Origin of the sequence: Anoxybacillus ayderensis, from assembly GCF_000833605.1 — a bacterium.
Lineage (GTDB): Bacteria > Bacillota > Bacilli > Bacillales > Anoxybacillaceae > Anoxybacillus > Anoxybacillus ayderensis.
In genome coordinates, this window is the sequence record NZ_JXTG01000011.1 from 1 (window position 1) to 23,639 (window position 23,639).

Consider the following 23,639-nt stretch of genomic DNA (forward strand, 5'->3'; position numbering starts at 1 on the left):
GTGACAAGGACAAACCGGGACGCTTTCCGTCTTGCCTGTTCCCACGCATCTTGGTCGAATTCCACGTTCAAGCGAAGGGCATACAGCGTCTCCATGTCCGGTTTCGCCCCTTTTGTCGGACGTCCGCGCCGTTTCTTCGGGCGCACGATCGCTTCGACCGACGCCTCGACTCGATGAAACCGAAGACGAAGGGACGCCTTTAGAGACGCTAGGGCTTGTTCGGCGTCTTCCCGGCACGAAAACAGACGGCTTTCCCACTGGGTTTGTTTCTGCCGAAGAAGCTCTGCTTCTTGGTTTCGTTCTTTTTCGAGCGTCTTTCCTTTTCGTTGGTCGAGCGCGCTGGATTCAACGACAATCAACCGAACCGAATGACCTTCGTACGTCGATGTCTTTTCCCACACCCGGTAGGTGGCTCCGTTTTTCTCCGCTAGGGAGAACGGAGCGCTCCATGGCGTGTCTTGGGCATCGGCTTCGGCGAGCGCGGTTTTGACGATCCGAAGCGAAGAAGGACCTCTTGTGATCAAAAAGGCGTTGGCGGCCTTTGTTTGCGCCAGTGTGTCTTTCGTCATGGCGGCAGAATCGGCAACATAAATCCATTCCTCTTCGATCTTTGCCTGCTTCATCTGTTTCTGTACACGGGACAACACCTCGGGATTCCACGTCTTATCCGGCAGGTTGCCGTTGTGTACATCGCCATAAAACGGAATGCCATCCTCGTTGCCAATCAGCCCAAATCCGATCTGCTTTTGCCAACGATGATGCCGATTGTAGCCATGCGTAATCTGCAAGGCATCCAGCGATGCCGATTCATACGTACCGTAAACCGATACATCGGTCGTATCGGCATGGAACACCCGAAGAGGGATGCCTTCTTTCTTGTAAATTTGCACAAGACAGGCCGAAAGAACCGCGTGGATATTGGCGTCGTACAGTCGATCCAGATGGCGCGCGATGGCATCGTCGTTGAACCAGGAAGGGGAAAGCCCTGGTCGGATCAGCTTAGGCAAATCGATGTCGTGCGCCCATCGTTCCACATGAACGAGTGCTTGCCGACCACTCAAAATATCCAAGGTGAGCAGCCAGACCACATCGCTGGTTCGGGTTTGGCATTGAGGATTCACAGGAACAAGACGGTCGATCAACGCAGGGAGACCAAGATCCTTGAAAATGGTGCTTATTATATTTAAATAGGAACTTTCATAAATGGCACGGATTTGAACGCTCATGACGTAGAAACTCCTTTGCTTTCCTTGTGTTTCAATGATCCATTCGACATGAAGATAAAAAAATCCTCCCGATTTTTGTCGAGAGGGTGCGAAATGTAAGATGCACGCTAAATCCAGTGATGAATTGGTTCTCTATCCCGATCTGCACATTATACCCCGGTTTGAGCTGGCCGTTTTTCATATGGTCGTCCTTCATCCGCATAAACGTCGCATCCGGATCCGTTTTCGAAAAACTGTTCCGTTCGCCTAACTTTTCTTTGTATTCTTCATATTTTTTCTTACGAGGAAGAAGATCTTGTTCCAATTGTCGTTTCGCTTTCTTTAACGTGCGGTTCTTCGGATCTTTCTTGAGACGCTTCTCCACTTGTTCGATCACGGCTTCGATCCTTTCGAACGTGATCGGTGAAGCTTCCAGCTTTTCTTGAAAATCCCCTTCTTGCTCCGCCTCTTCATCTTCTTTCGTCACCTGTTCGATCGAGGAAACGATTTGTCGGAATTTCTCCTCCAACTTTTGATCGTACTTTTCCGTTGATTTGCGCCAAACGAAGGTGTATTGGTTGGCGTTGGCCTCGATTTTCGTTCCATCCAGAAAGTAATCCTCTAATTTGACGAGCCCTTCTTGACGCAGAAGATCGACAATGGAGAAAAATGTTTCGTAAATGACGTCCTTCATCCGTTCCGACCGAAATCGGTTGATCGTGCGGAAATCTGGTGTTTGATGGCCGGATAGCCACATAAAGTAAATGTTTTCTTTCAATTGCTTGGCGATTTGGCGAGAGGAGTAGATCCGATTGGCGTAGGCATACAGGATGACTTTCAACATCATTTTTGGATGATAGCCTGGGCGGCCTCCGCCAGGATAGAGGGAAGCGAGCAGAGCCGGATCCATTTGTTCCACTGCTAGATCCACGATCCGGCAAAGATGATGTTCCGGGATGAAAATCTCAAGATCCATTGGCAAAATGAGTTGATCTCGGTTATAATAAATGTACATAAGAAAACCGTCCTTTCTTGGTAGGGTTGTGGCGACTCTATTATACCAAAAAAGGAACGGTTTTCTTCTTTTTTTGCGAAAAAAAGAAGGGTGTCCGAAAAGCGAACGCTATGCGAACACTTTTGGGACAGCCTCTTTTCGTGCTCTTATCCTCCCATAACACGAGCTAAATAATAATAAAAACTCCAAAGACCTAAAGAACTAAGGCTACTTAACAAGACAGCAAGCGATAAAAATAGGCTAGCATTGGATTCCTTTCTATAACGAACCAGAAACATAATGGACAGGATGATACCAGCAACGAAAAAGGGTAGCCATACCAGCCATAAAGAACCGAAGGGGAACCCAGTATCTATGAGGTAACCCACTATAAAAACAAGATTGACGAATAAAATTACAGGAAGAATTATTTTCTTCATTTACATTTTCACCTTTTTCTAGAAACTAGATTAAACAAACTATTTTATATAATTTTAACAAAAAAGAGAAAAGTTTTAAAGAGTTTTTTCTTATCATAAAACCCTAAGAGAAGAACTATATACATGCAACATGAAGAGTTAACTTCTCAGTCATCCTGCACACCCTAAGCGCTGCAGCACTTCCTCCGGACGTTCGTGGATGTAGTGGACAAACCGAGTAATGGCTTGAATGATATCGTTGCGATCCTTGTGAAACACATTGGAAATCACTGTATATCCCGGATATTTCCACAAGTGTTCGATCGGGTTCAGCTATGGCGAATAGGGAGGAAGGGAAAGAAAGTGAAAACACTGCCCTTCTTCCCGCAAAAACTCCTTGACCATGTTGGCATGGTGAATGCGAGCGTTATTGTAAATTAGCACATTATTTCAGAATCACTTTTTCAAATTATTTCAGATGGATTCTGAAATAATGTGCAAAATTTTTGCGGATTGTTCCGGATTTTGCACATTCTTTCGGAACGTTTGCACGCTCTTTCAGATGAAGATTTCCAGCGCGCCTGATGGACCGATGGAAAATGGAAAAGTGAAAGCACAAAAGAGGCCGATTCGGCCCCTTTCGTCCTAATACCCCATTTCCTCTGCGGCCATGCGCACCACTTCTTCGTCAATGACGTCCTTTTTCAGCTGATGTCCGTATAACAGGCACGTCGTGGCCAACGTGTTGATCACCCGAGACCATCCCCGCGACTGCAGGGCAATCGCCTCTAACGCCGATGGAGTGAAGATCGGATGCTTCGCCCCGGCCTGTTTCATCCGATGCTCGATGTAGCCCGCCACCTCTTCCTTCTCCAGCGGCCCCATCCGGTATCGCATGATGATCCGCTGATCGAGAGGGCGGTGCTGATTGAGTCGCAGCTTCCCCTGTAAATGGGGCAGCCCGGCCAACATCAAGACAAATGGGTTGGTCGAATCCATCTCAAAGTTGAACAAGATGGCGATGTCCTGTAAAAAGGCATCCTTTGCGAAATGCATCTCGTCCAAAATGAACACCGGCGTAATCCGTCGTTCATGATACAAACGCTCGATCGCCTGCTGGATTTGGCGGAAGAGGTCTACCTTGCGGTACTTCGGTTCCTCTCCTAATCCCAAGGCCAGTCCACGGTAAAAATCCATCACGCCTCCGGTCGATAACGGGAAGTAGACCACATGATACAACGAAGGGGACAACGATTCCTTCCACGCCCGAAGGACGAACGTCTTGCCCGCCCCCGGCTCTCCGATCAACAGCCCGATCCCCCGGGTTCGCTTCACGTACTCCAGCGCCCGCAACGCTTCTTGAAACGCCGCCCCTTGATACGCCTCGGACGGGTCGGTTTCTTTCGCAAACGGCTCCCGCGAGAGGGAATAAAACGTTTTATACATCCTGTTCGCCCTCCTTCGCCGAAACCGCCGCAAACGGCGACCGATGGCGCTTTACATAGGCATTGTCCTCCAAACGCACCCGAATGGCTTCCGCCACCCGTTTGCCATCTTCGTACACATAGACGCCTCGTTCGTCATAGCGGAGCTCAATTGATTGCCCAATGAACTGAGGCGGCACTTCGTATAGCTGTTTATTCAGGGTGATCGTGCCATCGGCTTTCACCTTGCGGTGCTCCCGTTTCAGAAAAATCACATCCAGCCAATCGTCATCTTCGATGAACGACACGAGATGCACTTGCGATTGAAACACCTCATGCGGCGTTTTTCCGTCCAGTGAGGCGTGCGGTTTTCGATGATACTCCTCTTCAAGCCACTTCCAAAAATGCTCGTTCAACTCGTCAAGCGATTTCGGCGGATTCCGCTCCAACAGTGGATAAAACCGTGTCTGTACCGTGCGGAAGAACCGTTCGATTTTTCCCTTGCTTTGCGGGTCATACGGCTGGGTGTGGATGAGTGTAATCCCATAGCCATCAAGTTAAGAAATTGAGCTTTTATACACCACTGAAAACATGGTATCCTTTCTAGCGAATACTCTTCGTTAGAAAGGATTTTTTCTATGGAAAATCAAATGCAAGCATGGATGAAAACCATCCGTCAACTTTTCTCGCCTGAGACATTGAATCATCTGGCTCAAGAAACGGGGTTTATCCAACGGAAACGAGCATTAACGGCAGAAGCATTTTTGACTCTTTGTGCATGGGGAGATGGCTCACTGGCTCAACAATCACTTCAACGATTATGTACGTTTCTCACACTACGCCATGATTGTTCCCTGTCTAGTGAAGGGTTGAATCAGCGGTTTACCGAGCGAGCCGTAGCGTTTTTGCGTGAAGTGTTTTTCCTTCTCCCAAAGCGACAACGCCCATTGCTTTGGTCCACCATCCAAGCCCACCGGACGTGTTTTACTCGCTTGCGGATTTTGGACTCGACCAGTTTTTTGGTTCCTGCCGACTATGGGGAAGACTACCGAGGTTCCGTCTCATCAGGAGCGAAAATTCAGTTTGAATATGACTTGTTGTCTGGTGCCTGTCTTCAACTATGTGTGCAATCGGCGAATGACTCGGACGCCCGTTTTGCCTATCATGCCCAGCACACAATTTTGCCGGATGACCTATGTATTCGGGATTTAGGTTTTTTCTCCGTTGCCACACTAACCGAGATCGACGCCCACGGAGCGTATTATATTACTCGGCTTCGTTCCGATATGAAAGTGTATATCAAAGAGAATAGCCAGTGGAAGGAATGGGATTGGGAATCTCTTGGGAATCAATTAGAGGAAGGGGAAGCCGTAGAAATGGAACATGTATACATCGGGTATGAGCGTTTGTATATCCCACGCTTGATTTTTCGACGTCTAACGGAAGAAGAATGGCAAAAACGGATGGCGTATGTGCGAAAAAAGAAAAAAGAAAAGGGAAGGCGCTGGCACGCCAAACCCTCGAACAAAAGAAATACCACATCTTACTGACTAATTTACCACAAGAGTCGTTTGATGGGCAACAGGTTTATGAGCTTTATTCTTTGCGTTGGCAAATTAAGCTGTTGTTTAAAGCGTGGAAGTCCGTCTTTGATCTGGCGAAAGTCAAAAAGATGAAGAAAGAACGGTTCGAATGCCATCTATATGGGACGTTGATTGCCATTTTGGTGACCCAAACCTTTCTGTTTCAAGCTCGAACATATTGGCAACAAAAAGAAGGGATTCAAATCAGCGAACGGAAAGCACTAGATGTTCTCCAATCCTATTGGCAACAACTGCTTTTGCGCCTATCCAAGGAAGAAATCAGCCTTTCTTCTCTCCTCCTTCTATTGAGAAAACATGGAAGAAAGGATCGAAGGAAAGGAAAAGAAACGGCATCGGATCTCTTGGTTAAATTGGGTATTTATTGATTAGATTCATAAAAACGCCAAATAACCCTCTCCAAGAGGGTTATTTGGCATGCCTAAAACATGTGGTATTCTTTTTCTTCAGCTAATGATCACAGACATTGCGCATGGGATACAGCAATGCCTAACCACTAAACTTGACGGGTATGGGGAAATACCCTCTCTATGAAAACAACCGATTTCTCATTTTGAAAAGTTCTCGCTCAGTCATCGTTGTTTTGTGGACGGTGAAATCGACGTCAAGTTGGAGGTTGTTAAGACGCTCGTTGAATTGTTCATAGTGGGAGTCAATTTTTTCGTTTAGTGCGTGGATTTCTTGCTTCATTGCTGTCATCTCACCGCGCATATGATGGACGTCCATCGTTAAAGCTTCAAGCTTTGCGTCAGTTTCCTCCTGACGATGGAGAAGAGCGTTCATAAGATCGTAAAGCTCTTTTTGTCCATTTTTTAATGCTTGTTGCTCTTCGCGAATGAACTGTTGCTCTTTGCGGAATGCATTCATTTCCTCCCGTAACGAGTTTATTTCTTCGCGGAATGTTTTCTGCTCTTCGCGAATAGCCATTTGTTCTTCGCGGATGGCACGTTGTTCCTCACGAATGACTCGTTGTTCTTCACGAATGGCTCGTTGTTCTTCACGAATGGCTCGTTGTTCTTCACGAATGTCCTGCAACTCTTTTTGGATGTCTGTGACGACGAGTAAAATTTTCTCCAACACTTGTGCACTCATGTTCTCACCTCCTTTTATATACAACCATATTATAACATCATTCGACAAAAAGAGGGATAAAAAATCCCTCTATACCTCCACATCAATAAATTGAAACGATGAAACGTCAAATAAGCCTTGGTCGGTTAATTTGAGTTCTGGAATGACCGGCAAAGCTAAAAAGGCGAGTGTAATAAATGGGTTAAAGTCGGTTGCTGCCCCAATCGCTGTTAAGGCGTTGTGAATTGTTCGTAACCGTTCTAATACCTGCTCGTAACTTTTTGCTGTCATCAATCCACCGATTTCAAGTGGCAAGTGTGCCAACACGCGTCCGTTTTCGACAACAGCAAGTCCACCGTTTATATTTCTTATATGTTCAATCGTAACGATGATATCGTCATCGTTCGTTCCGGTCGCGATGATGTTATGCGAGTCGTGGGCAATCGATGAGGCAATCGCTCCTTTTTTCAATTGAAAGCCGTTGACGATGCCAACGCCGACGCCGAGACCGCGATGACGCTCGACGACAACGAGCTTTAGTAAATCGTGTTCAGTTGATGGTTGAAAAACCCCATTTGCAACAGGTACTTCTGTAACGAGCCGTTTTGTATGCAGATGGTTTGGGATAATTCGGATGACATTTGCTTGATTTCCGCGTGTAAACGGAATTTGCACATCTTCTTTCGTTACCTTTTTAGCGTGAACCGATTGTGTAATCGTTTGATCGATTGAAGTTGCTTTCGTTACGGAAAAGGTAACTCGTCCGTTTTCCGCAACGAGTACCCCTTTTTTATAGACGTGCGTAATCGAAAACGACTGCAAATCTTCCACAAGCAAAAAGTCGGCATCGTATCCAGGGGCGATCGCGCCTTTCGTATATAGGCGATAACATTCTGCGGCGTTTAATGTCGCCATTTGAATGGCTGTTATCGGCTCCATACCAGCTTGAATCGCTAGGCGAATATGATGATCGATGCTCCCTTCAGTGACAAGTTCGTCAATATGTTTATCGTCTGTACAAAATAAAAAGCGGCGCGCGTTATACGTATTGACTGCTGGAAGTAGTTTGTGCAAATCTTTTGCGACGGATCCTTCCCGAATTAAAACGTACATGCCACGTCGCACGCGAGCGAGCGCTTCGTCTACTGTGACACACTCGTGATCGGTATGAACATTGGCGCTTCGGTACACGTTAACGGCTGTTTCATCAAGACCAGCTAAATGGCCATCGATCAGTTTATTTGCTTCCATCGCAGCGGTCAGTTTAGCGAGCATATGTTGTTTTCCTTGCAAAAGCGACGGATAGTCCATCACTTCCGCAAGCCCAAGTACGCGCGGATGGGAAAAAAACGGTGCTAACTGTTCGGCATGAAGCGTCGCACCAGCGTGTTCAAAATCGGTTGCGGGTACGCACGACGGTAGCATTACATATACATCAAGTGGAATGTCGTTCGAATCGTTTAGCATAAATTCAATGCCTTTTGTTCCCGCGACGTTCGCAATTTCGTGTGGATCGGTAATGACGGTTGTGACGCCGTGTGGAACGACGACGCGAGCAAATTCGCTCGGTGTAACCATTGATGATTCAATGTGGACGTGTCCGTCAATTAGCCCAGGGCAAACGTATTTCCCTTTGGCGTCAATGACGGTGTGCCCATCATATGTACCGATACCGACAATTTTCCCATCGGCAATCGCCATATCCGCTTGCACGATTTCGTGTGTAAAGACGTTGATAATTTTTCCGTTTTTGACGACAGCATCGGCGAATTGTTTTTTTGAAGCTACAGCAAGTTGTTTCATTGATGTTCCTCCTCTCCAACTCGATACGAGGAGCAATCCCCGTAGTCAAACGATTTACGGTCGTTTGGTAGAAACTTTCGGACCATATTTCCGAAATTATACGAGTTGTTTTTTTTGAAAATTTTTTTCATTCTACACTGACACTTTTTTTTTCGTCAATGAGAGATTTTTTACGTGAGCAAAATGAATGGCAAATGTTGCTTCACTGCGCGAAAGTTTGGTATCATCATAGTATTGTGAAAGGTCGATAATATCGGAGGTGAAACATATGTCACGAATTTCAATCGAGCAAGTCAAGCATGTGGCGCATTTAGCACGTTTAGCAATTACAGAAGAAGAAGCAGCGATGTTTGCGAAGCAATTAGATGCGATTATTACGTTTGCGGAGCAGTTAAACGAGCTAGATACAGAAAACGTTCCGCCAACGTCGCACGTGTTAAATATGAAAAATGTGATGCGTGAAGATGTACCGACGGCTGGACTTCCGCTAGAAGACGTATTGAAAAATGCACCAGACCATCAAGACGGCCAATTCCGTGTGCCAGCCATTTTAGAGTAAGGAGGGAAGAGTATGTCATTGTTCGATTATCGTGTATCTGAATTGCACAGTTTATTACATAAAAAAGAAATTTCCGTTTCGGATTTAGTAGATGAATCGTTTAAACGTATTCATGAAGTAGACGAAAAAGTACAAGCGTTTTTAACGTTAAACGAAGAGCAAGCTCGCACGAAAGCAAAAGAGTTAGATGAGAAACTTGCAACAGAAAAGGAATTCGGTTTACTTTTCGGGATGCCAATCGGCATTAAAGATAATATTGTGACAAAAGGACTTCGCACAACGTGTGCCAGCAAAATTTTATACAACTTCGATCCGATTTATGATGCAACAGTCGTTGAGCGTTTACATCAAGCTGATGCAGTAACGATCGGTAAATTAAATATGGACGAGTTTGCGATGGGATCGTCAACAGAAAACTCTGGGTTTCAACTTACGCGCAATCCATGGGATTTAGAACGTGTACCGGGTGGCTCAAGCGGGGGGTCAGCTGCAGCGGTAGCGGCAGGAGAAGTGCCATTTGCGCTCGGATCAGATACAGGTGGTTCGATTCGTCAACCAGCCGCGTTTTGTGGCGTCGTCGGTTTAAAGCCAACATATGGTCGCGTATCGCGCTATGGACTTGTCGCGTTTGCGTCCTCGCTTGACCAAATTGGCCCAATTACGCGCAACGTGGAAGATAACGCGTATTTACTACAAGTCATTTCTGGTGTAGACCCGATGGACTCTACTTCTGCCAATGTCGATGTACCTGACTACGTTTCTGCCTTAACAGGGGACATCCAAGGGTTAAAAATTGCCGTTCCGAAAGAATATTTAGGCGAAGGGGTATCAGAAGAAGTGCGCCAGTCGGTGCTCGATGCCCTAAAAGTATTAGAAGGCTTAGGTGCGACGTGGGAAGAAGTATCGCTTCCTCATTCGAAATACGCGCTTGCGACGTACTATTTGTTAGCGTCTTCTGAGGCATCGGCAAATCTCGCGCGCTTTGACGGTGTTCGTTACGGCTATCGGACAGACAATGCGAAAAACTTAATCGACATGTATAAACAAACGCGCAGTGAAGGGTTCGGCAACGAAGTGAAACGCCGCATTATGCTTGGAACGTTCGCGTTAAGCTCCGGCCATTATGATGCATATTACAAAAAAGCTCAAAAAGTGCGGACGCTCATTAAACAAGACTTTGAAAATGTCTTTGAAAAATATGACGTCATTATCGGGCCGACAACACCAACGCCAGCGTTTAAAATTGGCGAAAAAACGAGCGACCCGTTAACGATGTACGCAAACGATATTTTAACGATTCCAGTCAATCTTGCCGGCGTTCCAGGCATTTCGATTCCGTGCGGATTTGTCAACGGCTTGCCAGTCGGTCTGCAAATTATCGGCAAACATTTTGATGAAAGCACGATTTATCGTGTGGCACATGCGTTCGAACAAGCAACAGATTATCATAAACAAAAACCAACGTTGTAAGGGGGGAAATAGTGATGAATTTTGAAATTGTCATCGGACTTGAAGTGCACGTTGAGCTGAAAACGAAATCGAAAATTTTCTCAAGCAGCCCAAACGCATTCGGAGCGCCCCCAAATACACAAACGAGCGTCATTGACTTAGGGTATCCAGGCGTTCTTCCGGTGTTAAACAAACAAGCGGTCGAATATGCAATGAAAGCAGCAATGGCATTAAACTGCGAAATCGCGACAGAAACGAAATTTGATCGGAAAAACTACTTTTATCCGGACAACCCGAAAGCGTATCAAATTTCACAATACGACCAACCGATTGGGCAAAACGGCTGGATCGAAATTGAAGTGAACGGCAAAAAGAAAAAAATCGGCATTACGCGCATTCATTTAGAAGAAGATGCAGGGAAACTAACACACACAGGGGACGGTTATTCGTTAGTTGACTTTAACCGCCAAGGCACACCGCTTATTGAAATCGTATCGGAACCGGACATTCGCTCGCCAGAGGAAGCGTATGCGTATTTAGAAAAATTAAAGTCAATTATTCAATATACAGGCGTATCCGATTGTAAAATGGAAGAAGGTTCGCTTCGTTGTGACGCGAACATTTCCCTTCGTCCAATCGGCTCAGACAAGTTTGGCACAAAAACGGAATTGAAAAACTTGAACTCGTTTAACTTCGTTCGCCAAGGATTGGAGTACGAAGCGAAGCGCCAAGAGAAAATTTTGTTGTCTGGCGGCGTCATCCAGCAAGAAACGCGCCGTTTCGATGAAGCGACGAAAACAACGATTTTAATGCGCACGAAAGAAGGTTCAGAAGACTATCGCTACTTCCCAGAACCAGATTTAGTCATGCTTTATATTGACGATGAATGGAAAGAACGCGTGCGTGCGTCGATTCCAGAGCTTCCTGACGCACGGAAAAAACGGTACATTGAGGAACTTGGTTTGCCAGAGTACGATGCGAAAGTATTAACGTTGACAAAAGAAATGGCAGACTTTTTCGAAGCAACGGTTGCGAATGGAGCGGATCCGAAGCTTGCATCGAACTGGCTGATGGTTGAAGTATCTGCATATTTAAACGCAGAACAAAAAGAATTGCATGACATTGCTTTAACGCCAGAAAGCTTAGCAAGCATGATTAAACTCATTCAAAACGGCACGATTTCGTCAAAAATTGCGAAGAAAATCTTTAAAGAACTTGTGGAAAAAGGTGGCGATCCAGAGCAAATCGTCAAACAACAAGGTCTTGTGCAAATTTCTGACGAAGCAACGCTACGCAAAATCGTATTGGAAGTGCTCGATGCGAATCCACAATCGATTGAAGACTTTAAAAACGGAAAAGACCGTGCAATTGGCTTCTTAGTCGGTCAAATTATGAAAGCAACAAAAGGACAAGCAAACCCACCGCTTGTGAATAAGCTATTGCTTGAAGAGATAAATAAACGATAATGAAAAAGCGGCATTGCCATCGGACAATGCCGCTTTTCTTACAGATGAACAAGCTTTTGCAAGGTGCTTTCTACTTTAAATACACGATTGTTTAATACTTGGATGCTCGATTCGTGGTCGGTGAGGGCAGGGAGTACTTTCTCTTCTAGTATGTTGGTTAAGCGGGTGATGTTTCCTTGCATGTTGTGGACATCGAGTGCGAGTGCATCGTATTTTGCGGCGAGCACCTCTTGACCGTGACGAATCGCTTCACAAATCGCTTTCGTTTCGAGTGTTCGTTCGTCAAGTAGCTGTACTTTCTCGTCTAGCGCTTGAACTTTTTCGTCTAGTACTTGAACTTGTTCGCGTAAGGAAGATACTTCTTTTTCAATGGATTCCACCTTTTTCTCCACTGCTTCCACTCGTTTTTCTAGCGATTCGACTTTTTCTCGTGTTGCTTTTACTTCGTGAAGAATTTCGTAAAGCAACCGTTCCACCATGTCATTCACCTCCTTTTCGTTTCCATTTTACACGAATCGACAACGGATGACTAGCGAACATTTTCATTTTTTAGGCAAGCTGCTTATAGATGATCACATTTTCCAAACGATGTTTTAGTAGAGAACGGCTCGCGAATCGATTACAATGATAGTAGATGAATGGAAGAAGGGGAGCAAAAGATGGATACGTCATGGCTAAAGCCGATTACAGAGGCGAAATATTTAGTAGTGGACAACGCGTATCGATACCGTGCGATTTTGCGCTATTTTTATACACAGCACGAGCGAATGCGGCAATATTTGTTTCCGGAAGAAGTATATGCTTTTCTAAAACAGTTCGATGAATTTCAAACGTATACAGAAGAAGAGATGCAACAAGACTTAGAGCAGCTCGTCAAATGGAAAAACTTAATCGCGCGGCAAGAAACGGGCCATATTCGGACGATTGAGGAATTTAAAAAGAAACGGTTTCGCTATCAATGCAGCCCATATACAGTCGAAATCGAACGAATGATTCGTACCCTTGAGCAACTAGGGGAAACTTTTGGCGGTTCGCTCGAGAAAACGCGGTTTGACCGCCTGTATGCCTCGCTTGTCCGGATGGAATCGATTATTGACAATGGATTCGGGGAAAAACGAGAAGAAATGAATCAAGTGTGGGAAGAAACGTTCGATTATTTTAAAAAAATCATCCAAAATTCTGCCGATTACATCGCTTATTTGAACGGAGAAAACATGGAAGAACGGATGATGTCTGATTCGTTTCTTGCGTATAAAGAACAGTTTACCGCCTATTTGCGTGATTTTATCGTCGCATTGCAAAAAACATCGATGCAAATTGAAAAGCTGCTCGAAGATTTGCCAGAGGACGGGGTGCGTCGGTTTATTGAGGAAGTAGTTGCTTACCAACTCGCCATTCCCCGTTTTGAAGGCGCCGTTTTTTCACGTGAACAGCTAACGGAAGAGAAGCTAGACACATGGCGCAGTTTAAAAGAATGGTTTTTAGGGAGAAACGGACATGAAAGCGAGCTATCGTTTTTACAAAAGCAAACGAACGAAGCGATTCGACGAATGACGCGCGTCGTCCAGCGGTTAGGAGAACGCCATCATCATTTTCGCAGCCGAAAGAAAGACTACTTGCATTTAGCCAAATGGTTCTCGTCATTAGAAACGGTAGAAGAAGCGCATAAACTGTCCGCGGTTGTGTTCGGCTGTTTCCATACGAAACACATCGTCGCTGAAAACGATGCGACGGAAAACATGTACCGCGATATTTGGGAGGAACAGCCGACAGAATGGCTCGTCAAACCGCGCGTTCGCCATTACCGGGAAAAGAAAAAGCCAGAAGCAATGATTGATAGGCGAAAAGAAAAAGAGGAAACAATGACCGCCTATTTAGCAGAGAAACAACAAGAAGAAGAAGCGCTCGCACAGCTTATAACCGACGGGAAAATTGTACTTCAAGAGCTTCCGATCGTTGCTCCACACATTCGTAAAACGTTGCTCGGCTGGATTGCGAAAGCGATGGGGCGAGAAGACAGGATTGTCCAAACGGAAAACGGGTGGAAAGTGAAAGTGGTCCAACGTGAAGGAACGATTACACTGGAAGCAGAAGATGGCATGTTAATGATGCCGAATTACGAAATCCATTTGCTAGATTAGGAGAAGAGAAAGAATGGAAAAAGAGTTTGATGAGAAAGCGAAAGAAGCGTTAACGGCATTGTTTGAACATTTTTGGATTGTTCGGGAAAAAGAGCCGGAGCTTTTTCAAAAAATACGCGAACGCGAAAAAGTATTAAAGCGGTATGTGCAAGAGAAATTTGGCTATCGGTTAATTATTCACCGCTACTTTGCTAAGCTCGAAAAGATACCAGCGGAGCCAGAAGCATGGATGGGCATTGAGTCGTTTCAAGAACCGCTCGATTACGCATTGTTTTGTTGCTTATTAGCATATTTAGAAGGAAAAGCGGTCGAAGAAAAATTTTTATTGTCTGACGTATGCGAAGAAATAAAAGCGATGTACCCAGGCGAAACAGCGCTTGATTGGACGAACTATCAACATCGGCGCGCCCTTATTCGCGTGTTGAAAACAGCCGAGCAAATCGGAATTGTACATCACGTCGACGGAGAACTCGAGGCGTTTGCCAATCAAGAAGACGAAGAAGCATTATATGAAGTCCCTGTATTGTCTCGCTATTTTATGCGGTCATATCCGAAAGATTTTATTCAATATGAAACGATCGAGCAACTGTTAGAAGAAGAATGGAAAGCAGCGCCCGACGACTACCGCCGCCACTTTATTTATCGGCAGCTCTTTTTATCGCCTGTCGTGTATCGTCGGCAAAAAGACGACCCAAACTTTTATTATTTGCGCAACTTCCGCCATCGGTTGCGTGACGACATCGAAGCGCATACCGATTTTCGCTATGAGCTATATAAAAACGCAGCGTTGCTGACGATTTCAGAACGGCAACATGTGTATACATTGTTTCCTAACCAAAAAGGAACATCGGATATCATTCTTCACTTTGCCGCCGTTGTGCGCGCTCACTTGGACAACTATCCGCCAGATGAATACGGGCAAATTCGTGTCACGATGCCGGAGTTTCATCAGTTGCTGAACCGGTGTATGGAGCAATACGGCGAAGGCTGGAGCAAAACGTATCGAGAAATGACATTGGCACAACTTTCATCTGAACTGCTCTCTGCTTTAAAAGAATGGAAAATGGCGGAGCATGAACAGGAAACGGGCATGGTGACTCTTTATCCGCTACTTGGACGGCTTGTCGGTCGATATCCGGACGATTTTCTAATGAAAGGAAGAGACGATGATGACGAATAAATGGGTGCTTCATCGCGCAGGATTGATTAATTTTTGGTATTACGATGAGCAATATTTTGAGTTTGCCGACGGTAAGTTGTTGCTTCGCGGAACGAACGGTTCTGGGAAGTCAGTGACGATGCAAAGCTTGCTTCCTGTCTTATTGGACGGGAAAAAAACGCCAGATCGGCTGGATCCGTTCGGTTCTCGGGCACGGAGAATGGAAGATTACTTGCTTGGTGAAAAAGAAATTGTCGATCGCGATGAGCGGACAGGCTATTTGTTTTTAGAATATAAACGAAAGCAGACGGAGCAATATGTGACAACGGGAATCGGATTGCGGGCAAAGCGGCAAAAAAACATGGATTTTTGGGGGTTCGTCATTTTTGATAACCGCCGCATCGGCCGTGATGTATTTTTATATAAAACGGAAAAATCAGCGAACGGAACGGAAAAAATCCCGCTCACGAAACGCGAGTTAGCCAATTTGCTTGGCAACGGTGGAACGGTCGTGGATTCCCAAAAAGAATATATGGAACTCGTCAATAAGCACGTCTTCCGTTTTGAATCAATGGAGGCGTTTCAAGAGTTAATTGAGCTATTGATTCAATTACGTAGCCCGAAGCTATCAAAAGATTTTAAGCCGACCGTCATTTATGAAATTTTAGAAAGCTCGCTTCCGGCGTTGACGGACGACGAATTGCGCCATTTATCGGAAACGATTGAAAATATGGATCAAACAAAGCAACAACTAGAGCAGCTCGAGCGGGATGAGCAGTCGTTAAAGCGGCTTTGTGGGCAATATCGGGCGTATAACGAGTATATGATAGCGGAAAAAGCGAGCGAATGGCTAAAGGCAGAAAAACAGGTGAAGCGGCTAGTCGAAGAAGGGAAACAATGGCTTACGGAAGAAGCAGAAACAGAAGCGCACCTTGTGGATTTAAGCGAATACATTCAAACGCTTGCAAACGAGCAGGACGTATTGCATCAACGGGAATTAGAACTCGCAAGCCACGAAGTGTTCCAAGCGGCGCAACAATATGAACGCATCCAACGAGAAATCCAAAACGTGAAAGAAAAGCAACAAAAGCTATTGCGACAAATCGATGAAAAAGAACAAATCGAACGCCGCTACAAACGCCAGCTTGAAGAAACGAATGATAAGCTGTACGAAACAGAAAAACAACTCGATGGGCAGCTAGAAGATTTGCGCCACGATGCGCTAGAAAGCTCCTTTTCTGCCCACGACCTCAATGAAGCGGATTTTTCCCGCCACCGCCAAACGCCATTTGATTTTACTGTATGGAAGCGTGAGGGGCAGGGATATGTTGAGAAGCTAGAACAAATTCTCACCCTTTGGCGCCGCCATGATGAGATAAAGGCGCGCTATGAAGAGACGAGTAAAGAAGTAGGCGACCTGCAGCGGGAAGTCGACGAATTGCGCCACGAAGAAGCGAAATGGCTCGAGCTGTTAGAAAACGAAAAATCGCGGTTCCAACAAGAAGTATTTCGCTGGCTCGAGCAATGCCAAGACGTTTCCGTGCAAGAAACATCTGTCCAACTATTTTTGCAGCGCCTTCATGAACTATACGAAACGTATCATATCGACGAGATGAAGCAGCCGTTTACGGAAGCGTATTACGAAGCGCTCAATCGAAAAAACGAAGAAAAAATGGCGCAAAAACATGCGTGCACGTTACTAGAAGAGAAGATTGCCGCAAAAGAAGCGGAATGGAACCAATGGAAAATGCAAAAAGACCCAGAACTAGCGCGCGATGAACAAACGTTGGCAGCGCGGGCGGAGTTAGACAAAAAAGGCGTTGCTTTTGTCCCATTTTATGCAGGGGTGGAATTTCAAGACCATGTGCCAGAACCGCTTCGGGAGCGGATCGAATCGGCGCTGTACCACGCAGGGCTGCTTGATGCGTTAATTACAGAAACCGATGTTGAAGTAAGTTGTGACCGTGTACTTTTCCCACGTCCTGTCGAAATGGCGCATACGTTGGCAGACTACTTACAACCGGACGTAGATGAAGCGTGTCAGGTGTCGAAAACGCGCATCGAAGAAGTGCTCCAAAGCATTGTGCTTTCTGACAGAGAAATGGATGGAGCGTTTGTGCTCAATGAAGCAGGACATTATACGCTCGGATTAGTCAAAGGGCATGCACCGATGCGAGAAAAAGCGCTATTTATTGGCCGAACAGCCCGCAAACGTTGGCGGTTAGAAAAAATCGCCGCACTTGAAGCGGAGCTAGCTGAACTTCGTGCCCATCTTTACGAACAAACCGAAATGTTCCGCCAGCTGGACGAGGCGATTGAGCAAATGAAAAATTGGTTTCGCTCCTTTCCAACCGATCGTGACATGCGCGCAGCCTTTGAAGAGCGAGAAAAAACGAAACGCACGATGTTTAGTAAACAACAAGAATGGGAAAAGAAAAACGAAAAACTAGCACAGCTTGCCCGCAATTGGCAACAACTCAAACAAACGCTCCGTGAACAAACGGAAGGGCTCGATATAGAATTTTCCAAAGATGGCTATGAACAGTCGCTTCTTTTGATGAAATCGTATATGCGGCGTTTGCATGAACTTCAATTGACCCACCAATCATTTGTTCATTTATTTGAGATGATCGAGCGTCTCACCGAGCAAGTGGGAACATTGCAACAAGAAATCGATGACATCAAGGGTGAACGAAATGTACTAGCAAACGAACAGCAAAAACTTGATTTGAAGCGGCAAGAAATCGAGCGAACGATGCAGCTGATGGGGGCGGAAGAAGTGCAAGCAGAAATTCAGCGCGTCCGCGCCCGATTGGCGTTTTTGCAGAAGGAAATGCCAGCGAAAACAAATGAGCGTATCGCACTAGAGCATCAGCTCAAAGCTATCCGTGAGAAACGCGAACAGCTAGAAGGGAAAGAAGCATTCGCTAAACGATTGGCAGGGGCGTGGAGGCGGTCGTTTGAGCGAGAGGTCGCCCTCGAACTTGTTGAACTTCACGCACAAGATGCGGTTGAACAAGCAAAAGAAGCGATTGAGCGATATGGAGCACAGCTTAAGGAAACGCGAACGTCGCTTGTGAACCGGTTAAATAGCGTCTTTTTCCAAGAGTCAGCGAATTTGACGGAATACCGGCTTAGCCAAGAGCCAGTTGTCGTAGAGGAAGCGAGTCCATTTGCGGAGATCGAGCTAGACGAAGAAATGGAATTAAAGGTCGCTGGGTGGAGAGAAAAGCAAGACCGAATCGTCCTTTTGCTTGATTATAAAGGGCAGCGCGTATCGCCGTTTTACGTATGGAACGAAATCGAGCATGATATTTTCTTGCAGCGTGAATACATGAAAGAACAAGACCGTGAATTGTACGAAGAAATTATTTTAAAAACGATTGGGCGGATTTTGCGCAGCCGCATCCAACGAGCGGAGCGTTGGGTAAAAGATATGAATGACTTAATGCAGCAGCTCGATACGTCTTCCGGTCTTGTGTTGTTTATTCAATGGAAGCCGCGCACTGCGGAAACGGAAGAAGAGATGGATACGAAAGAGCTTGTCGAGTTGTTGCGGATGAATTCAAGGTTATTAAAAGAGGAAGATTTGCAGCGGGTGACGAAACATTTCCGCTCGAAAATTAACCGTGCACGTGAACTGCTAGAAGAGCGCGGCCAAGGCAATACGCTCCACCAAATTATTAAAGAAGTGTTGGACTATCGGAAATGGTTTTCGTTCACTCTTTATTACCAAAAGACGAACGAGCCAAAGCGGGAGTTGACGAACCAACGTTTCTATCAATTTAGCGGCGGGGAAAAAGCGATGGCGATGTATATTCCGCTCTTTGCCGCAACGTATTCGCGTTATCAAGAAGCGGCAGAAGATGCACCGTACATTATTTCACTCGATGAAGCGTTCGCAGGGGTAGATGAAAATAACATTCGCAATATGTTCGGGCTTGTCGAACAGCTTGGATTTAACTATGTGATGAACTCGCAAGCGCTCTGGGGCGACTATGACACCGTCCCATCATTATCGATTTGCGAACTCGTTCGTCCGAAAAACGCGTCGTTCGTGACCGTCATTCGCTATTATTGGAACGGAAAAGTAAAGCAGCTTGTCACTGAAGCAAGAAAGGGTGAGCTCATTGAACCGATTAGATGAAGCGGTGCAATTTTTTCGCGGTGAACGTTCGTTTCACCGCCTTTTTTGCGAGATGAAAAAGAAATACGAATCGCTTGGCCGCATTGGCGGCACGATTTCCGTTGCATCTTTTTCAATGGAAGAAAAAGATGCGATTGCGTCTTTTTTTGGCAAAGAAATGAGCCGTGTATCGCTTGCAGCATTTGAACAACAGCTTGCCAATACAAAGTTTGCCGGTATTTCTCTTGTGGAACTACTGTCAAGCTATTTTGGCGAGCCGCTCGTAACAAAAAAAGAGCAACAACAACAAGCAGAGCAAGAAAAAGAAGCATATTTTACGCGGTTGATACATACGTATCGACCACAGCGCGATTGGCTGATGGAGATGGCGAACCAACGAGTGGTGCAACTAGCCTATCAACAAAATCCTCAAGCGCTAGAAGCAGCCATTTCCGCCGTTTGCCGCGCGCTTGAACAGCTTCCATCCACGTATGTCCGTCTTCCTATGTTTGCACAAAAAGTGGCGAACGACCCGCATGCATTTGATTTGCATACGCTTGCAGGGAAGCTACTGCTTTCGGCGCTGCAATTTTATGCGGACACCAAATACGACTTGTCGTCGGTCGAAGACGTGAACGAATTATTGCAGTCGTATCGGTTATTGCGGGAAGATGTGCTGAACTTTGTCACGTGCGCTGGCGTGATGGCAGAAAAGGAGGGTCGCCATCCTGTGTTCGCTGCTGCATGCGAAACGAATACGGCGCTAAATGTGCCGCTTCGGGAAGTGATGCCGTTGACACGAGCGTATCCGTCCATTGGCAACATTGTCTTTATCGTTGAAAATGCCGGCGTGTTTTCGACGTTATTAGATACGAACGTACCACTCATTAGCACCAACGGCCAGCTCAACTTAGCAACGATATGGCTGCTTGATTTGCTTGTCAAAGAAGGGGTCGCTCTGTATTATTCGGGCGATTTTGACCCAGAAGGATTAAAAATGGCGCAGCGCCTTGTCGAGCGGTACGGTTCCTCTGTTCGGCTTTGGCATTACGATCGATTGGATTATTTGGCGACAAAACCGACCGTTCCGCTACCAGATGAGCGGTTAGCGAAATTGCAATCGGTGACGCTTCATGACTTGCAGCCAGTAAAACAAGAAATGTTGCGGCGGAAAAAAGCAGGATACCAAGAGGCGCTTGTGGAAGCGTTGAGGAAGGAGATAAAGAGAAATGTTGATTTTGTTTGAATTGTTGATTTTATTTGATTTTCGGTAGTAAAATAATTTTAACAGGAGGTGTGAAAAGTGACACGTGCCATCGACCGAGAGCAAGAATATATGTGGGATAGTGTGTACATTCTTTCGCAAATTCATAGCGAAAAGGCGAAAGCTGTATTTAAAGCAGCAATTGAAAAATCTTTTTGGCAACTAGGGCTTACACTCCCTGTTTTTTCAACGATTCGATTCTCATTGCCAAATGAAGAGCACCTTTCTCGGCTTCGGGACATCGAAAAGAAAATGCGAGAGGCTTATACAACGAAAGAACAGGAGAAGGCGTATGAATATTTAGTGGATTATATTGAACAGCTGTCCGAAATAGCGGAAGGGGATTCGCTGACTGTTCGCAAAAAATTGCTTGTTTCCCTGTTAAATGAAAGTGCTAAGAACAATAAATGCTCAATGAAAAACTGCCAGCTACCAACCTCTATCGCTTCATTTCCATCTAGACAAACTAACGTCGCTTATTACACGACGACTGAAGTAGCGAAAAAGCTCGGGTTAAGTGACCAAACGATTCGGCGAATGTGTGAAACTGGAAAATTCCCGGGGGCATATAAAACAGATGGAGGTCATTGGAGAATTCCACAAGACATTTTTGTTACAACGCCAGAACAAGATGACCGTGCAGAGCAAATCCTACACCAAATCGATAGAAAGAACCAAGAGGCAGGGGATGTAGATGAATTTAATCTATGATTCCCTGCGTCCCCCTAAAGTATTGATCGATACGACCGTTTTATGCGGTGCGTTGCGAGTCGATGGAATCAACCGAAAGATTGTTAAAGCGGCTCGTTTCCCACACTTCTTTCAGCCAGTCATATCACGTGTTTGTTTATTTGAGTTTGTTAGAAATGCTTTCCAAGGAATTGGAAAAGGAGATAAGATGGTTATATACACTCTGCAAGAAATCGAAGCATTTTTAAACGAATTTTTATGTCCAATCTTTCGGTACTATACAAACCTTCCTGTCAATAGCCTAGTTGGTCGGTATAGTGTTGAAACAATCATGCGAGAGAATCGTCCGATTGGAGAAGTATTGGTCGAGTTAAGCGGATGTGATCACGAAACTGCTAAGCAGATTATTACTTCGCAAGAAATGTCTGAGCCACTTTATCGTTTTGATCAAGAAGACTTTCATGTTTGGATAACAGCTATTCAAGAGGAATGTGATTACATACTTACGACAAATTATCGGCGATTTCCAGCCCAGATTGGATCGATTAAGCGCATTCATCCGAGGGAGTTTTATAGGTATTTATCTGATATGGAATATGTATTTAAAGAGAGGGAAAGTAATGAATGAGATTGTGCAAAAACAGAAGCGGTATTTTCGCACAGGGGCGACGCTTTCGTTGTCTTTTCGGCTTGCGCAGCTTGCGCGTTTGAAAGAAACGATTCAAGCACATGAACAAACGATTATCGATACATTGGCGAAAGAGCTGCATAAATCCCCGTTTGAAGCGTATACGACGGAAATTGGCATCGTTTATGAAGAGATTCGGTTTGTAATGAAACGTCTAAGCGATTGGATGAAGCCGCAACGTGTACCGACGCCATTGACACACTTTGGTTCAAAAAGTTACATATATCCAGATCCATACGGTGTCAGTTTAATTATTGCGCCATGGAATTATCCATTTCAGCTCGCGATCAGTCCGTTAATCGGAGCGATCGCCGCAGGAAATTGTGCGATTGTCAAGCCATCTGAATATACACCAGAGACGTCGTCTTTGCTGAAAACGATTGTTTCTGAGGCGTTTTCAGAGGAATATGTTGCTGTGGTAGAGGGAGGTGTAGACGTTAGTCAAAAACTACTTCACTTGCCTTTTGATCATATTTTTTTCACGGGAAGTGTGCCGGTAGGGAAAATGGTGATGGCTGCTGCTGCAAAACATTTGACGCCTGTCACATTAGAACTTGGTGGGAAAAGTCCAGCGATCGTCGATGCTTCTGCCCATCTCGACTTAGCTGCCAAGCGGATCGTATGGGGGAAGTTTTTAAATGCTGGGCAAACGTGCATTGCGCCTGATTATGTGCTCGTGCATGCGTCTGTTAAATCGTTGCTTATTGAGCGAATGAAGCGGTATATTGAGCAATTGTACAGTGATAAAAATACGTACAGTCGTATAGTGACGGTGCGGCATACAGAACGGCTCGTTCGCTTCTTAGCAAACGGTACAGTTGTACACGGTGGAGCATACGACATTGAGCAACGTTGGATTGAACCGACATTGCTTGATGATATAACATGGGATGATGACGTGATGCAAGAAGAAATTTTCGGCCCTATCTTGCCCATTCTCACGTTTGAGACGATTGATGAAGCCATTCAAATGATTAACGACTATGAAAAGCCGCTTGCGCTTTATTTGTTTACCGAAGATCGCGACGTACAACAACAAATATTACAGCAAGTTCATTTCGGTGGTGGATGTATAAACGATACGGTTATGCATGTTGCCAATCCTCATTTACCGTTTGGTGGTGTTGGACAAAGTGGCATCGGTGCATATCACGGAAAAGCAAGCTTTGATGCGTTCACTCACTACAAAAGCGTGTTAAAACAAACAACGAAATTCGATATCCCGTTGCGCTATCCAAACTTTCCAAATGCGCTCAAGTGGGTACGGAAGTTGTTGAAATAGAGCGATTTTATTTTTGAACAAATTTCGAAAAAATTTTAACGAAAATGTGACAAGTTTTCGAGTGAAAAACCTATTTCTTTTTTTATTTCCATGTATTATATAAAAGATAACGCTTTTCTCGCTCATTTTTTGAGATTGAGAAAAGTGTTTTTCTTTTTGTCAATCCATTTGCTGCTTATTTTTCCTCGATGCATTTTCTTCCTTCCTTTTTTCGTCACAATTATTTTTACAATACATGTTAAAATCATTTCAATAGTGTTAATACTACAAAGCTAATTAAATTCGTTCGTTTTGTATT

At 45.1% G+C, this 23,639-nt stretch carries 19 protein-coding genes, 2 pseudogenes and 1 riboswitch; of the genes and pseudogenes, 12 read left to right on the plus strand and 9 right to left on the minus strand.

Annotated elements, in window-relative coordinates; genetic code table 11:
* From JV16_RS09905 to JV16_RS09930, 6 genes and pseudogenes are all read right to left on the minus strand, one after another.
* Window positions 1-1,226: IS1634 family transposase (locus JV16_RS09905; protein WP_042535594.1), on the minus strand; the 1,226-nt coding region annotated here is incomplete at its 3' end.
* Between the two features lie 100 nt (window positions 1,227-1,326).
* Window positions 1,327-2,220 (minus strand): annotated as a pseudogene (locus JV16_RS09910) (transposase); the annotation flags it as partial.
* 146 nt (window positions 2,221-2,366) lie between these two features.
* Window positions 2,367-2,639 carry a hypothetical protein gene (locus JV16_RS09915; RefSeq protein WP_035018403.1) on the minus strand — a complete coding sequence of 91 codons (273 nt, stop codon included), beginning with the start codon at window positions 2,637-2,639 and terminating at the stop codon, window positions 2,367-2,369.
* A 312-nt stretch (window positions 2,640-2,951) separates the two neighbouring features.
* A complete protein-coding gene (locus tag JV16_RS16155; RefSeq protein ID WP_178378766.1) occupies window positions 2,952-3,062 on the minus strand; it encodes a transposase in 111 nt (36 codons plus the stop codon).
* A 201-nt stretch (window positions 3,063-3,263) separates the two neighbouring features.
* A complete protein-coding gene (locus JV16_RS09925; RefSeq protein WP_042535599.1) occupies window positions 3,264-4,064 on the minus strand; it encodes an ExeA family protein in 801 nt (266 codons plus the stop codon).
* Window positions 4,057-4,587 (minus strand): annotated as a pseudogene (locus JV16_RS09930) (integrase core domain-containing protein); the annotation flags it as partial. The pseudogene JV16_RS09930 and the gene JV16_RS09925, both read right to left, overlap by 8 nt.
* A 93-nt stretch (window positions 4,588-4,680) precedes the next feature.
* Between JV16_RS09930 and JV16_RS09935 the strand changes: the two are divergent.
* Both JV16_RS09935 and JV16_RS15980 read left to right on the plus strand, forming a co-directional pair.
* Entirely contained in the window at window positions 4,681-5,592 is a 912-nt protein-coding gene (locus JV16_RS09935; protein WP_244463823.1) for an IS4 family transposase, read from the plus strand.
* Entirely contained in the window at window positions 5,493-6,011 is a 519-nt protein-coding gene (locus JV16_RS15980) for a transposase (RefSeq protein ID WP_244463824.1), read from the plus strand. The genes JV16_RS09935 and JV16_RS15980 overlap by 100 nt, the downstream gene beginning before the upstream one ends.
* Window positions 6,012-6,171: 160 nt before the next feature.
* Here JV16_RS15980 and JV16_RS09940 read toward each other — a convergent pair whose 3' ends face one another.
* Both JV16_RS09940 and ade read right to left on the minus strand, forming a co-directional pair.
* A complete protein-coding gene (locus JV16_RS09940) occupies window positions 6,172-6,735 on the minus strand; it encodes a hypothetical protein (protein ID WP_042535601.1) in 564 nt (187 codons plus the stop codon).
* A 69-nt stretch (window positions 6,736-6,804) separates the two neighbouring features.
* Window positions 6,805-8,517 (minus strand): adenine deaminase, encoded by a 1,713-nt coding sequence (gene ade / locus JV16_RS09945; protein ID WP_042535604.1) that lies wholly within the window; start codon window positions 8,515-8,517, stop codon window positions 6,805-6,807.
* Window positions 8,518-8,539: 22 nt separating this feature from the next.
* Window positions 8,540-8,641, minus strand: a riboswitch (purine riboswitch).
* 144 nt (window positions 8,642-8,785) lie between these two features.
* On the opposite strand from ade, the gene gatC reads away from it, so the two are divergent.
* From gatC to gatB, 3 genes are read left to right on the plus strand one after another with little or no spacing between them, the layout of a single operon-like run.
* A complete protein-coding gene (gene gatC / locus JV16_RS09950) occupies window positions 8,786-9,076 on the plus strand; it encodes an Asp-tRNA(Asn)/Glu-tRNA(Gln) amidotransferase subunit GatC (RefSeq protein WP_009360719.1) in 291 nt (96 codons plus the stop codon).
* A 12-nt stretch (window positions 9,077-9,088) separates the two neighbouring features.
* Entirely contained in the window at window positions 9,089-10,546 is a 1,458-nt protein-coding gene (gatA, locus tag JV16_RS09955; protein ID WP_042535607.1) for an Asp-tRNA(Asn)/Glu-tRNA(Gln) amidotransferase subunit GatA, read from the plus strand.
* 14 nt (window positions 10,547-10,560) lie between these two features.
* Window positions 10,561-11,991: an Asp-tRNA(Asn)/Glu-tRNA(Gln) amidotransferase subunit GatB gene (gene gatB, locus JV16_RS09960; protein ID WP_042535609.1), complete on the plus strand. Its 1,431-nt coding sequence runs from the start codon at window positions 10,561-10,563 to the stop codon at window positions 11,989-11,991.
* 38 nt (window positions 11,992-12,029) lie between these two features.
* Here the strand turns inward: gatB and JV16_RS09965 are convergent, their stop codons facing one another.
* Entirely contained in the window at window positions 12,030-12,470 is a 441-nt protein-coding gene (locus tag JV16_RS09965) for a coiled-coil protein (protein WP_042535612.1), read from the minus strand.
* Window positions 12,471-12,650: 180 nt separating this feature from the next.
* Between JV16_RS09965 and JV16_RS09970 the strand changes: the two genes are divergently transcribed.
* The 7 genes from JV16_RS09970 to JV16_RS10000 are packed head-to-tail and all read left to right on the plus strand — an operon-like array spanning window position 12,651 to window position 23,341.
* Window positions 12,651-14,132, plus strand: coding sequence for a TIGR02677 family protein (locus tag JV16_RS09970; RefSeq protein WP_042535613.1), 1,482 nt, complete (start codon window positions 12,651-12,653; stop codon window positions 14,130-14,132).
* A 13-nt stretch (window positions 14,133-14,145) separates the two neighbouring features.
* The gene (locus JV16_RS09975; RefSeq protein ID WP_042535615.1) at window positions 14,146-15,312 is read left to right on the plus strand and encodes a TIGR02678 family protein; all 1,167 of its coding nucleotides are present in this window, start codon (window positions 14,146-14,148) and stop codon (window positions 15,310-15,312) included.
* Window positions 15,302-19,438 carry a TIGR02680 family protein gene (locus JV16_RS09980; RefSeq protein ID WP_021094550.1) on the plus strand — a complete coding sequence of 1,379 codons (4,137 nt, stop codon included), beginning with the start codon at window positions 15,302-15,304 and terminating at the stop codon, window positions 19,436-19,438. The genes JV16_RS09975 and JV16_RS09980 overlap by 11 nt, the downstream gene beginning before the upstream one ends.
* Entirely contained in the window at window positions 19,422-20,663 is a 1,242-nt protein-coding gene (locus tag JV16_RS09985) for a TIGR02679 family protein (protein WP_042535617.1), read from the plus strand. Before JV16_RS09980 ends, JV16_RS09985 begins: the two co-directional genes overlap by 17 nt.
* Before the next feature lie 57 nt (window positions 20,664-20,720).
* Window positions 20,721-21,392 (plus strand): helix-turn-helix domain-containing protein, encoded by a 672-nt coding sequence (locus JV16_RS09990; RefSeq protein WP_021094552.1) that lies wholly within the window; start codon window positions 20,721-20,723, stop codon window positions 21,390-21,392.
* Window positions 21,376-21,999 carry a PIN domain-containing protein gene (locus JV16_RS09995; RefSeq protein WP_042535619.1) on the plus strand — a complete coding sequence of 208 codons (624 nt, stop codon included), beginning with the start codon at window positions 21,376-21,378 and terminating at the stop codon, window positions 21,997-21,999. The genes JV16_RS09990 and JV16_RS09995 overlap by 17 nt, the downstream gene beginning before the upstream one ends.
* Window positions 21,992-23,341 (plus strand): aldehyde dehydrogenase, encoded by a 1,350-nt coding sequence (locus tag JV16_RS10000; RefSeq protein ID WP_021094554.1) that lies wholly within the window; start codon window positions 21,992-21,994, stop codon window positions 23,339-23,341. Before JV16_RS09995 ends, JV16_RS10000 begins: the two co-directional genes overlap by 8 nt.
* Window positions 23,342-23,639 lie beyond the last annotated feature (298 nt).

Excerpts from the sequence above, each read along its gene's own strand:
- JV16_RS09970 (WP_042535613.1), top strand. The coding sequence starts at position 12,651 with ATGGATACGTCATGGCTAAAGCCGATTACAGAGGCGAAATATTTAGTA.
- gatB (WP_042535609.1), top strand. The coding sequence starts at position 10,561 with ATGAATTTTGAAATTGTCATCGGACTTGAAGTGCACGTTGAGCTGAAA.
- JV16_RS09995 (WP_042535619.1), top strand. The coding sequence starts at position 21,376 with ATGAATTTAATCTATGATTCCCTGCGTCCCCCTAAAGTATTGATCGAT.
- gatC (WP_009360719.1), top strand. The coding sequence starts at position 8,786 with ATGTCACGAATTTCAATCGAGCAAGTCAAGCATGTGGCGCATTTAGCA.
- JV16_RS09915 (WP_035018403.1), bottom strand. The coding sequence starts at position 2,639 with ATGAAGAAAATAATTCTTCCTGTAATTTTATTCGTCAATCTTGTTTTT.
- gatA (WP_042535607.1), top strand. The coding sequence starts at position 9,089 with ATGTCATTGTTCGATTATCGTGTATCTGAATTGCACAGTTTATTACAT.
- JV16_RS09980 (WP_021094550.1), top strand. The coding sequence starts at position 15,302 with ATGACGAATAAATGGGTGCTTCATCGCGCAGGATTGATTAATTTTTGG.
- JV16_RS09975 (WP_042535615.1), top strand. The coding sequence starts at position 14,146 with ATGGAAAAAGAGTTTGATGAGAAAGCGAAAGAAGCGTTAACGGCATTG.
- JV16_RS09965 (WP_042535612.1), bottom strand. The coding sequence starts at position 12,470 with ATGGTGGAACGGTTGCTTTACGAAATTCTTCACGAAGTAAAAGCAACA.
- JV16_RS09925 (WP_042535599.1), bottom strand. The coding sequence starts at position 4,064 with ATGTATAAAACGTTTTATTCCCTCTCGCGGGAGCCGTTTGCGAAAGAA.
- ade (WP_042535604.1), bottom strand. The coding sequence starts at position 8,517 with ATGAAACAACTTGCTGTAGCTTCAAAAAAACAATTCGCCGATGCTGTC.
- JV16_RS09940 (WP_042535601.1), bottom strand. The coding sequence starts at position 6,735 with ATGAGTGCACAAGTGTTGGAGAAAATTTTACTCGTCGTCACAGACATC.
- JV16_RS15980 (WP_244463824.1), top strand. The coding sequence starts at position 5,493 with ATGGCAAAAACGGATGGCGTATGTGCGAAAAAAGAAAAAAGAAAAGGG.
- JV16_RS09935 (WP_244463823.1), top strand. The coding sequence starts at position 4,681 with ATGGAAAATCAAATGCAAGCATGGATGAAAACCATCCGTCAACTTTTC.
- JV16_RS10000 (WP_021094554.1), top strand. The coding sequence starts at position 21,992 with ATGAATGAGATTGTGCAAAAACAGAAGCGGTATTTTCGCACAGGGGCG.